The organism is Paraburkholderia panacisoli (assembly GCF_008369935.1).
Lineage (GTDB): Bacteria > Pseudomonadota > Gammaproteobacteria > Burkholderiales > Burkholderiaceae > Paraburkholderia > Paraburkholderia panacisoli.
In genome coordinates this window covers 294,348-305,945 of sequence record NZ_VTUZ01000002.1, presented here as the reverse complement: position 1 = coordinate 305,945, position 11,598 = coordinate 294,348, and the positions used below count along the sequence as shown (strand labels likewise).

Below are 11,598 nucleotides of genomic sequence, written 5' to 3'. Positions count from 1 at the left end.
AGGCAAGGAGGTCCGCGAAGCCCTGCAAACGCCCGGCGCGCAGGATGTTTCGATGCTCGCGCGCAAGGACTGTGTCGCAGAAAAACGTCGCAGTAACAAGGTGTTACATCCACGGCGGAGGCCTAACACTTTTTGGCTCGACACCCTCTGCCGCCACCCATAAATTACGGTTCAAAGGCCGTCGGGATGACCCGCGTCGCGACATGAACGCGGCGTCTCTGCCAGTCCCAGAACAAGTCCATCGCAGCTCGAACGGTGGTCTTCAGGCAAGTCTTCGGGCATGAGAGTCACCAGGTGGACGGGTTGTCGAGAACTAGGCACTGGGCGTTGGGCGCGGTCATCGCTGCGCTGTGTTCGTTCGCCTTTGCAAAAGGACCGGGCTTACCGCATGGCGCTGGCGGAGCCGGTCACTCGCATGTCGCTGCGCAAGCGCGCAACGGCGGCCACCACTACAGCGCGTCTGCCGCAAGACCCGCGCGTGACCGGATGCCCGAGCGCAGCCGTGAATTTGCGGGCGTCACTTATGCCGATGGCTTCAATGTCTATCGCCCCGGCATGCGGCGTGTGGCCGGACCGTCCGGTTATGCCGGCGATGGCGGTGGCCGCATGCAGTACGCGGGCGCCATTACGCCGGTCAGCGCCGAATCGCGCACGGTGCCGCGGCCGCCACCCAACGCACCGGTGCGCAGCGGTTCGATTCGCGCCGACGTCGCGCGCTACAACGAAGAACGCGGCTCGGCGCGCGCCATGCAGCGCCCGGCCGACGACCCGCGTCCGCCAGAAGGCTCGCCTTATCGCAACTAGCGGTAGCGGGCCGCAACTAGCGGCTGACGAGGCCGCTGCCGAGCGATCAGAGGCGAGCAAGTAGCCGCCGGCGGACGTTCGCAACACGCGCATTTCTCTCTCGCGGGCAACCCTGCCACGACGCGACCCCGCACGCTCTGCTCCTGCCAAATCTCGTTCAGCATTCCTGCCGAACCCTCGCCTCCGTTTCCCAACTGCCTGTCTTCGGTCGCCGCTTGAACGCGTGCGCCCCCGCGACCCGCCGAATGTGACGTTTCGACGCCACACTTTTTTTGATAACGCTCGCAGGCAAAACGCTGGCGTCGTCAAATCGGGGCTTTCCTGCGGCGGCGCGTCATTTCCATGTCATTGAGTGCGTAAGCGCCGGCCGGCGCGGTGTTCGCGCCGCTCGTCCGGTCGCGACGCCGGCGTCGGTTTCATAAGGACGCCGCTGATCAGGGCAATAACAGGCCGATAAGCGACAAAACTAACCAGACCGATATACCCGCAATAACCAGCAATATTTTTTTTCATAAAAATGGTCCGCAAAGATGGTCCCGCCCAGATTGGCTCGATGATCGAACGGACGACAACACTGCTTCGCGCGAGCTCCCCCTTTCGCACAGCCGCACCCCTTTTGACAAAGACTGGAGAACCCATGAAAACAAGCATCAGCAGTGCGCTGAAGACCACCCTCAAGGCAACCGCGTGTGCCGCTTTGCTGGCCAGTGCATCGTCTGCTTTTGCGCAATCGAGCGTGCAACTTTACGGCCAGGTCGACGAATGGGTCGGTTCGCAGAAATTCCCTGGGGGGAAGACCGCTGTGGTGGTGTCCGGCGGGGGCATGTCGACGTCGTACTGGGGTATGAAGGGGTCTGAGGATCTGGGCAACGGCTATAAGGCGATCTTCACGCTGGAAGGCTTCTTCCGCGCACAGAACGGCCAGTACGGCCGCTTCACGGGCGACACGACGTTCTCGCGCAACGCGTACGTCGGTATCGAATCGCCGTACGGTACGGTGACGGCCGGCCGCCTGACCACGCCGCTGTTCGTGTCGACGATTCTGTTCAACCCGTTCATCGACTCGTACGTGTTCTCGCCGATGGTGTACCACACGTACCTCGGCCTCGGCACGTTCCCGACCTACACGACCGATCAGGGCGTGACCGGCGACTCGGGCTGGAACAACGCGGTGTCGTATTCATCGCCGAACTTCAGCGGCCTGTCGGCCACCGCGATGTACGCGCTCGGCAACACGACGCAGAATGGCGCGAAGAAATGGAGCGGCCAGGTGCTGTACTTCCACGGCCCGTTCGCCGCGACCGCGGTCTACCAGTACGTGAACTTCAACAACGTGCCGGGCGACCTCGGCAGCTTCGAAACGTCGGGCGTTCCTGGGCTGCGCAGCCAGAGCGTCGCGCAAGCCGGTGTGTCGTACGACCTGAAGTTCGTGAAGTTCTACGGCCAGTACATGTACACGTACAACAACCAGCAGGTCACGAGCTGGCATGTGAACACGGGACAAGGCGGCGTCACGGTGCCGTTCGGCCCGGGCTCGGTGATGGCGTCGTACGCGTATTCGCGTAACGGCGGCGGTTCCAACCAGACCCGTCAGACGGCCGCGATCGGCTACGACTACCCGCTGTCCAAGCGCACGGACGTGTACGCGGCTTACCTGTACGACCACATCACCGGTCAGTCGAGCGGTAACACGTACGGCGCTGGCTTGCGCGCGAAGTTCTAAGCGGCGTCTCGAGGCTGCTGGGGCGGGGCCTGCTCTTAACGGCGATGATGGGCGCCGCCAGCCCGGACAAGCGCACGCCACAGCAAATCGCCACAGACAGCAGCATCGACAGCAAAGCCCGCCTTCCTTCCGAAGGCGGGCTTTGCCGCTTCTGGCCTTCACATCGCACGAGTTTGCCGACCATCTTTTAATAAACCCGGCAAAATGACCCCGATTGATTCCTGAAGCGAGCGATTGAGATGGATACCCTCGTCAGCATGAAAGTGTTCCGCCATGTGGTCGAAGTCGGCAGCTTCGTCGGCGCGGCCGAGCGGATGGAGATGTCGGCGGCGATGGCGAGCAAGCATGTGATGCACCTCGAACAGCAGCTCGGCGCGCGCCTGCTGAACCGCACCACGCGGCGCGTCGCGCCGACCGAGGCGGGCCGCGAATACTACGAACGGCTGAGCCAGGTGCTGACCGAACTCGAGGAAGCCGAGCAGGCCGTCGGCGCGGCCAGCGTCGTGCCGCAAGGGCGCTTGCGGGTGTCGTCGTTGTCGGCGTTCGGCTTGAGCCACGTGATGGCCGCGGTGGCGGACTATGCCGCACAGTATCCGCAAGTCGTCGTCGACATGACCTTGTCCGACCGCGTGGTCGAACTGATCGACGAAGGCTTCGACGTCGCGATCCGGGCTTCGCCGAGCGGTTTGAAATCGTCGTCGCTGATCGCGCGGCAGATCGCGACCGCTCACCTCGTCCTGTGCGCGTCGCCCGCCTATCTGCGGCGACACGGCACGCCGAAGAGCGTCGCCGATCTCGCTAACCACAACTACTTGCAGTACGCGGGCGTGTCGGCGCTCGAAATCGCGCCCGGCGACGCGTCGCCGCGCGTGCGTCTGTCGGGCAATCTGATCGTCAACCATCTCGAAGCGCAGCGCGTGATCGTGCTGCAAGGCGCGGGGATCGCGATGCTGGGCACCGAGGTGATCGGCGACGACCTGGCCGCGGGGCGTCTCGTGCCGCTGCTCGTCGACGAAGTGCCGCCGCGTGAATTGCCGATTCATGTGGTTTACGCGAGCCGGCGGCATCTGTCGGCCAAAGTGCGCTCATTCGTCGACTTTCTGGCTGAGCGGTTCTCGAACGAATCGCTGTGGCCGTCGCTGGAGCAGATCAGGGCGTTGGCGGGGCGTTAGCCAGGGCGTCGGAGTTCGCGGCCGGCCGGGTTGCTCGCGCGCTCGAGCCAAGCTTGATGGGCGGGCGGTGTGGACTAGCGCCGGGCGCACGTCAGCCAACGCACCACCGCGTCCCAACGCGCCGCTAGACCGGCCGGGGCGCCGCGACCCATTTCGCTATACTGGTTGCCAGCACCCATACGCGTAACGATCTGGGGGAGACATGACCGATCTGTCCACGCCGCAGCGCGCGGGCGGCCAGAAGCTGCCCGCGGGCCGGCGCCTGCGCTTTGTCACCGCCGCCGCGTTGTTCGACGGCCACGATGCGTCGATCAACATCATGCGGCGCATCCTGCAGTCGAGCGGCGTAGAGGTGATCCACCTTGGCCACAACCGCTCCGTCGCTGAAGTTGCCAACGCCGCGCTGCACGAGGACGCCGACGGCGTCGCCGTGTCCAGCTACCAGGGCGGTCACAACGAATACTTCCGCTATCTGGTCGACTTGCTGCGCGCGCGCGGCGGCGAGCGCATCAAGGTGTTCGGCGGCGGCGGCGGGGTGATCGTCCCCGAAGAGATCGCCGAGCTTGAGCGCTATGGCGTCGAAAAGATCTATTCGCCGCACGACGGCCAGCGGCTCGGGCTGCAAGGGATGATCGACGACATGATCGGGCGCTGCGCGCCAGGCGCGCGCGCGGCGATGGACGCGGGGCAGTCGGCGGTCGAGGAGTGGGTCGCGGATCTGTCGGCGCGGCGGCTGCCGCGGTTCGAAGCGCGCGGTGCGAAACGTGGCGACGAGCAGGTGGCAGGCGCGGGTAGTTCCGCTGGGGAAGCGGGCCAAGTGGGCGATGCGCCCGACGCGACGAGCCGCGGCGCGGATGCTAATCGCACCGTGAGCACGGAGAACACCGCCAACCCGTCCGACCCCGCATCCCCCACCTTCCGCCGCCTCGCGCAACTGATCAGCGCCTTCGAAGCGAACGCCGTCGATCCCACCGGCCGCGCAACACTGTCAGCCCTCGCCAAAGCCGCCGCGATTCCCGTCCTCGGCATCACCGGCACGGGCGGCGCCGGCAAATCGTCGCTCACCGACGAGCTGATCCGCCGTTTCCGGCTCGATTATGGCGACGCGCTCACCATCGCCGTGCTGGCCATTGATCCGTCGCGCCGCAAGTCGGGTGGCGCGCTTCTGGGCGACCGCATCCGCATGAACGCGATCGGCGACTGGGGCAACGGCGCGCGCGTCTACATGCGTTCGATGGCGACGCGCGAAGCGTCGAGCGAACTCTCCGACGCGCTGCCCGACGCGTTGATGCTGTGCAAAGCGGCGGGCTTCGATCTGATCATCGTCGAGACATCCGGAATCGGGCAGGGCGATGCGGCGATCGTGCCCTTCGTCGACGCATCGTTGTACGTGATGACGCCCGAGTTCGGCGCGGCGAGCCAGCTGGAGAAGATCGACATGCTCGACTTTGCCGGCTTCGTCGCGATCAACAAGTTCGATCGCAAAGGTGCGCCGGACGCATTGCGCGACGTCGCCAAGCAGGTGCAGCGTAATCGCGCCGACTTCGCGAAGTCGCCCGAGGAGATGCCGGTGTTCGGCACGATCGCTTCGCGCTTCAACGACGACGGCGTGACCGCGTTGTATCGGCAGATCGCCGACGCCCTGCGCGCGTATGGGCTGCGCTCCGGCGGCGGGCATCTGGCGGCGCCTGACGGTCTGCGCTTTTCGAGCGGCCGCAACGCGATCGTGCCGCCGGCGCGCGTGCGCTATCTGGCCGACATTGCGCAGACGGTTCACGTTTACCGCGAGCGAGCCGAAGCGCAAGCGCGCATCGCGCGCGAGCGTTGGCAACTGATCGAGGCGCGCCGCATGCTCGAGGAGGCGAGCGTCACTGCTGCGACCCACCACGCTCCAGTCCCCCTCGACACCCTGATCGCCCACCGCACCGCCGCGCTAGGTGAGCGCGAGCGCAAACTCCTCGACACCTGGCCGCAGACCGTGGCCGCCTATTCCGGTGCCGAACACGTCGTCCGCATTCGCGACCGCGAACTTCGCACCGCGCTCACCGTGACGACGCTCTCCGGCTCCGAAGTCCGCAAGGTCGCGTTGCCGAAGTTCGTCGACCACGGCGAAATCCTGCGCTGGCTGATGCTCGACAATCTGCCGGGCTACTTCCCTTTCACCGCCGGCGTGTTCCCATTCCGCCGCGAGAACGAAGACCCCACCCGCATGTTCGCCGGCGAAGGCGATCCGCAACGCACCAACCGCCGCTTCAAACTGCTCTCCGAGGGCATGCCGGCCAAACGCCTTTCGACCGCGTTCGACTCTGTCACGCTATACGGCGAAGAACCGCACGAGCGTCCGGACATCTACGGCAAGGTGGGCAATTCGGGCGTGTCGGTCGCGACGCTCGACGACATGAAAGCGCTGTACGACGGCTTCGACCTGTGCTCGCCGCAAACCTCGGTCTCGATGACGATCAATGGCCCCGCGCCGACCATCCTCGCGATGTTCTTCAACGTCGCCATCGATCAGCAGATCGCGCGCATGGAAGCGCAACAAGGCCGCCCGCTCACGGACGACGAACTCGCGGCGACCCGCCGCGCGGCATTGGAGAACGTGCGCGGCACCGTGCAGGCCGATATCCTGAAGGAGGACCAAGGCCAGAACACCTGCATTTTTTCTACCGAGTTCAGCCTGAAAGTGATGGGCGATATTCAGGCGTATTTCGTCGAGCACGGCGTGCGTAATTTCTATTCGGTGTCCATCTCCGGCTATCACATCGCGGAGGCCGGCGCGAATCCGATTTCGCAACTCGCCTACACGCTGGCCAACGGCTTCACCTACGTCGAGGCCTATCTGGCGCGCGGCATGTCGATCGACGACTTCGCGCCGAATCTGTCGTTCTTCTTTTCGAACGGCATGGACCCCGAGTACACGGTGCTGGGCCGCGTTGCGCGACGCGTCTGGGCGGTCGCGATGCGCGAGCGATACGGCGCGAACGAGCGCAGCCAGAAGCTCAAGTATCACGTGCAGACTTCGGGCCGCAGCCTGCACGCGCAGGAGATCGACTTCAACGATATCCGCACCACGCTGCAGGCGCTGATCGCGATCTACGACAACTGCAATTCGCTGCACACCAATGCCTTCGACGAAGCGATCACCACGCCGACCGAGGATTCGGTGCGCCGCGCGGTGGCGATCCAGTTGATCATCAACCGCGAATGGGGACTCGCGAAGAACCAGAATCCGAACCAGGGCAGCTTTGTGATCGACGAACTGACCGATCTGGTGGAGGAGGCGGTGCTCGCCGAATTCGACCGGTTGACTGAGCGCGGCGGCGTGCTTGGCGCGATGGAGACCGGTTACCAGCGCGGGCGCATCCAGGACGAGTCGATGCTGTACGAGCATCGCAAGCATGACGGTTCGTATCCGATCGTCGGCGTGAACACGTTCTTGAGCGCGCATCCGCATGAAGCGCCACAGCCGATCGTGCTGGCCCGCTCCACCGATGCTGAAAAACAGAGCCAGTTGCGACGTCTGCGCGCTTTCCAGGCCCGGCATCGCGAAGCGGCGCCGGGGGCGCTCGAACGTCTGAAGCGCGCGGTGATCGACGATGACAACGTGTTCGCGGTGTTGATGGACGTGGTGCGTGAGTGCTCGCTCGGGCAGATCACCCACGCGTTGTTCGAGGTGGGTGGACAGTACCGCCGCAACATGTAGGCGCGCAGTGCACCGCTTACAGCGGATGCACGGCATGCGCTGCGGCCCGGCATTGGGCGAGCCGCAGCAACGGAGCGCCAGCGCGCGCTGCTTGAGTCCGCGCGTTAGCGCGAAGCCGGGCGCGCAATCCCCAGCCGCGCCTTCGCGTCCTCATATTCCTTCGACAAACGCTGCACCAGTTCGCTGACGCTCGGCACATCGTCCATCAGGCCGACGCCCTGGCCTGCGCCCCAGATGTCTTTCCATGCCTTCGCCTTGTCGCTGCCGAAGTTCATCTTGCTCTTGTCCGACTCAGGCAGCGCGTCCGGGTCCAGCCCCGCGTTCAGAATGCTTTCGCGGATGTAGTTGCCATGCACGCCGGTAAACAGATTCGTATAGATGATGTCCGACGCCGTTGAATTGACGATCGCCTGCTTGTAGCTGTCGACCGCGTGCGCTTCCCGGGTTGCGATGAAGCGCGTGCCCATGTAGGCGAGGTCCGCGCCCATCGCCTGGGCCGCGAGGATCGAGCCGCCGTTGGCAATCGAGCCGGACAGCACGATCGGGCCGTCGAAGATGCGCCGTACTTCGCCGACCAGCGCGAACGGCGAGGTCGTGCCCGCATGGCCGCCCGCGCCCGACGCCACCAGAATCAGGCCGTCGACGCCGGCGTCCAGCGCCTTCTGCGCGTGACGCAGATTGATCACGTCGTGCAGCACGATGCCGCCGTAGCTATGCACGGCATCGACGATCTCGCGTGCGGGCGCGCGCAGGCTCGTGATGAAGATCGGCACCTTGTGTTCGACGCACACACGCACATCCTGTTCGAGCCGTGTGTTGGACTGATGGACGATCTGGTTGACGGCGATCGGCCCGACGATCGCAGCGGGGTTGGCCGCCGTGTGCTCGGCGAGTTGCGTCTGGATCTGCGTGAGCCATTCGTCGAGCAGCTCGGCGGGGCGGGCATTCAGCGCGGGGAACGAGCCGACGATGCCGGCCTTGCATTGGGCCAGCACGAGTTCCGGATAGCTGACGATGAACATCGGCGAAGCGACGACGGGCAGCGCAAGGTTTTGCAGGACGGCGGGCAATGCCATGGTGCGAGTCTCCTGATTTGAGCGAACCGGTGCGAGGTTGGGCGCCCGGCGTTGGGTGAGTTTAGCGGCACATGGGATGCGGCGTGTCGCAGCGGACTGGTTCACGCTGCCGCGACGATCTCCGCACGCATCGGGCAAGGCCGCTCGAAAATTAAAGAACGGTCGTTCGATTATAGGTGAAGCGCGAGTTTCGCGCTGGCGGCTTTGTTTCGAACGGTTGGAAGGAGTGTTCAGGTTCTATGCTTGCGTGGGATATCCCACCCCGTGCATGCATTTGGGGCTTCTACAATGCAGTCACTCACAAATGACAAAAGAGAGAGAGACGCCATGGCCTTCGAGAATTTCACGCCCTTTCGCGTCGCCGTGGGCGATGTCGATATTTTTGGAGTGAAGGGCGGAGCAGGGCCGCCTTTGTTGCTGTTGCACGGTCATCCGGAGTCGCATCTGATCTGGCAGCGCTGCGCCGCGCAACTGGCGGCACACTTTACCGTCATCGCGACCGATCTGCGGGGTTATGGCGCGTCGGGCAAACCGCCGGGCGACGCTACGCACATGCCGTATTCCAAACGCACGCTGGCGGCTGATCAGGTGGCTGTGATGCGCCATTTCGGCTTCGCGAAATTCCTCGTGTGCGCGCACGATCGCGGCGCGCGCGTTGCGCACCGGATGGCACTGGATCACGCGGACGCGGTGGAGCGTCTGATGCTGCTCGACATCGCGCCGACGCTCGCGATGTACGAAGCCACCGACCGCACGTTCGCGACACACTATTTCCACTGGTTCTTCCTGATTCAACCGGAGCCGTTGCCCGAAACGCTGATCGGCGCAAACCCGGCCGCTTATGTCGATGCGGTGATGGGCAGTCGCCATGCAGGCCTGGCGCCGTTCGAGCCCGCCGCACTCGAAGCCTATCGCGCGGCGCTCGCGCAACCGGGCGCCGTGCATGCGATGTGCGAGGACTACCGCGCGTCGGCGAGCATCGACCTTGAACACGATCGTGCCGACATCGAACGGGGCAACAAGATCGGCTGTCCACTTCGCGTGTTGTGGGGCGATAAAGGTGTGATCGAGAAGTGCTTCGACGCGCTCGCCGAATGGCGTCACGTGGCGCGCGACGTGAGTGGCCGTGCGCTGTCGTGCGGGCATTACATTCCCGAAGAAGCGCCGGACGAACTGGTTGCGGAAATGCTGTCGTTCTTCGAAGCGGTCGAATAGCAGCGCTCGGCGGCTGGTTTCATGCGCCGTCGCGAGCGCGGCGGCGCGTGTCGTTCAACCGAGCGGCGGCAGACGGCGCTCGACCGGCGTCGATTTGACGATCGCGGTGCTGGTCTCCGCGCGCTCGGTTACTTTCGACAGAATCTCGTCGAGTTGCTCGATCGAATGCAGATACAGGCGGCAGATGAAGCAATCGTCGCCGGTCACCTTGTCGCATTCGACAAACTCCGGAATACGCCGGATCACCTCTTCCACCAGATGCAACTGACCGGGTAAGGGCTTCACGCGCACGATCGCCTGCAGCGTGAAACCGAGCGCGCGTGGATTGATCTGCACCGTGAAGCGTTCGATCACCCCTTGTGCTTCGAGCCGCCGGATGCGTTCGGCGGTGCTCGGCGCCGAGAGTCCTACCGCGCGCGCCAGTTCGCTGACCGCCTGGCGGGCGTCCTCAGCTAGCGCAGCGAGAAGCGCCCGGTCAGTGTCGTCGAGCGACGCGGGCGTGGATGTGGCAAGGCGTTTGCTCATGATGGCCTTCGATTATTAGGTTGCATCGGCGGATGGCCTAAGTTTAGTCATGTATTCGCGCAATCGGATTAATTACACTGCTGGTCATGCAGGAATCAATTCGAGGATCGAATCATGGCATCCAATGAAATTCGCCGTGGGGCCGCGGAGATGAGCATGGCGATGCTGATGTCCGGCACCATCGGCTGGCTGGTGGTGTCGTCGCAGCAAAGCCCGTTCAACGTGGTGTTTTTCCGCTGCATTTTCGGTGGCGCGACGCTGGCGCTCGTGTGCGCGGTGCTCGGCCTCTTCAGGCGCAGGCTGTTCTCGTGGCAAATGGTCGGCCTCGCGCTGCTCGGCGGCGCGGCGATCGTCATCAACTGGGTGTTGCTGTTCGCCGCGTATTCGCGCGCGTCGATCTCGATGGCGACGGCCGTCTACAACACGCAGCCCTTCATGCTGGTCGCGCTCGGCGCGCTGGTGTTTCGCGAGCGTATCAGCGCGTCGACGGTAGCGTGGCTGGTGGTCGCGTTCATCGGGCTCGTGTTCGTCGTGAAGGTCGAGCCAGCGGTGCTCGCGGTGCCGGGCCAGTATCTCGTCGGGGTCGCTTATGCCGTGGGCGCGGCGGCGATGTACGCGGTGTCGTCGATCATCACGAAGCGGCTCAAGGGTACGCCGCCGCATCTGATCGCGTTGATCCAGGTTTCGCTCGGCGTGGTGATGCTCGCGCCGTTCGTGCGCTTCGACGCGCTGCCGGCGAGCGGTGCGCAGTGGCTCGAGCTGGTCGTGCTTGGCGTCGTCAATACCGGGCTCATGTATGTGCTGTTGTACGGCGCGATCCAGAAGTTGCCGACTTCGATGACCGGCGCGCTGTCGTTCATCTATCCGGTAGTGGCGATCATCGTCGATCGCGTCGCATTCGGGCAGACGCTTGCATGGATTCAGGTGCTCGGCGCAGTGCTGATTCTGCTGGCAGCCGCGGGTGTCAATCTCGGCTGGCGGATCGTGCCGCAGAAGCGCTTTTCGTCGACGTGAAAAACGCTGCGTTTATCTGGTCAGCAGCAACGCTACGGATTCCGAATAACTTGGGCGTGCTATTGGGTGCTATTACGCACGATCGTTCATATGAGCGGACCAATGGCGCGTAAGCCGCGCGATGTCATGGTCTCGTAACACCGTGTGTATGCGGCCTTAAATGGCGGTGTCAATCTTCTGTAGGGAAATCACCGATGCGGTGAAAAAACCGCCACGCGTATCATTCATAGCGACGCTGATCACGTCCGACAGAATTTCCGCCGCTCGCCTCGATGGTCGAGCGGCTTTTCTTTTTGTGGCACCGTTTTGTGCAGAGGGTCTGACGACGCTTTCCCACACAAGCTGATGCGCTAGCGCGCATCAGCA

The 11,598-nt window shown here is 64.1% G+C and carries 9 protein-coding genes; 6 read left to right on the top strand and 3 right to left on the bottom strand.

From position 1 onward, the window contains the following. The first annotated feature begins 294 nt into the window (after positions 1-294). Positions 295-804 carry a hypothetical protein gene (locus FVF58_RS03980; RefSeq protein WP_149668620.1) on the top strand — a complete coding sequence of 170 codons (510 nt, stop codon included), beginning with the start codon at positions 295-297 and terminating at the stop codon, positions 802-804. Positions 805-1,149: 345 nt separating this feature from the next. Here FVF58_RS03980 and FVF58_RS51190 read toward each other — a convergent pair whose 3' ends face one another. Next, a complete protein-coding gene (locus FVF58_RS51190) occupies positions 1,150-1,317 on the bottom strand; it encodes a hypothetical protein (RefSeq protein WP_188130700.1) in 168 nt (55 codons plus the stop codon). Between the two features lie 124 nt (positions 1,318-1,441). Between FVF58_RS51190 and FVF58_RS03975 the strand changes: the two genes are divergently transcribed. The 3 genes from FVF58_RS03975 (at position 1,442) to icmF (ending at position 7,402) form a co-directional block, all read left to right on the top strand. Beyond that, positions 1,442-2,527: a porin gene (locus FVF58_RS03975; RefSeq protein ID WP_149668619.1), complete on the top strand. Its 1,086-nt coding sequence runs from the start codon at positions 1,442-1,444 to the stop codon at positions 2,525-2,527. A gap of 239 nt (positions 2,528-2,766) precedes the next feature. After that, positions 2,767-3,699 (top strand): LysR family transcriptional regulator, encoded by a 933-nt coding sequence (locus FVF58_RS03970; RefSeq protein ID WP_149668618.1) that lies wholly within the window; start codon positions 2,767-2,769, stop codon positions 3,697-3,699. Positions 3,700-3,901: 202 nt separating this feature from the next. Continuing rightward, complete coding sequence (gene icmF / locus FVF58_RS03965) at positions 3,902-7,402, top strand: fused isobutyryl-CoA mutase/GTPase IcmF (protein WP_149668617.1); 3,501 nt, start codon at positions 3,902-3,904, stop codon at positions 7,400-7,402. Between the two features lie 104 nt (positions 7,403-7,506). Here icmF and FVF58_RS03960 read toward each other — a convergent pair whose 3' ends face one another. Continuing rightward, complete coding sequence (locus tag FVF58_RS03960) at positions 7,507-8,478, bottom strand: NAD(P)H-dependent flavin oxidoreductase (protein WP_149668616.1); 972 nt, start codon at positions 8,476-8,478, stop codon at positions 7,507-7,509. A 327-nt stretch (positions 8,479-8,805) separates the two neighbouring features. Between FVF58_RS03960 and FVF58_RS03955 the strand changes: the two genes are divergently transcribed. Continuing rightward, positions 8,806-9,693 carry an alpha/beta fold hydrolase gene (locus FVF58_RS03955; RefSeq protein ID WP_149668615.1) on the top strand — a complete coding sequence of 296 codons (888 nt, stop codon included), beginning with the start codon at positions 8,806-8,808 and terminating at the stop codon, positions 9,691-9,693. A 54-nt stretch (positions 9,694-9,747) separates the two neighbouring features. On the opposite strand, the gene FVF58_RS03950 is transcribed toward FVF58_RS03955, so the two are convergent. Continuing rightward, on the bottom strand, positions 9,748-10,218 hold the full coding sequence (locus FVF58_RS03950; protein WP_149668614.1) for an Lrp/AsnC family transcriptional regulator: 471 nt from the start codon (positions 10,216-10,218) through the stop codon (positions 9,748-9,750). 114 nt (positions 10,219-10,332) lie between these two features. On the opposite strand from FVF58_RS03950, the gene FVF58_RS03945 reads away from it, so the two are divergent. Next, positions 10,333-11,232 (top strand): DMT family transporter, encoded by a 900-nt coding sequence (locus FVF58_RS03945; protein ID WP_149668613.1) that lies wholly within the window; start codon positions 10,333-10,335, stop codon positions 11,230-11,232. The last annotated feature ends 366 nt before the right edge of the window (positions 11,233-11,598 follow it).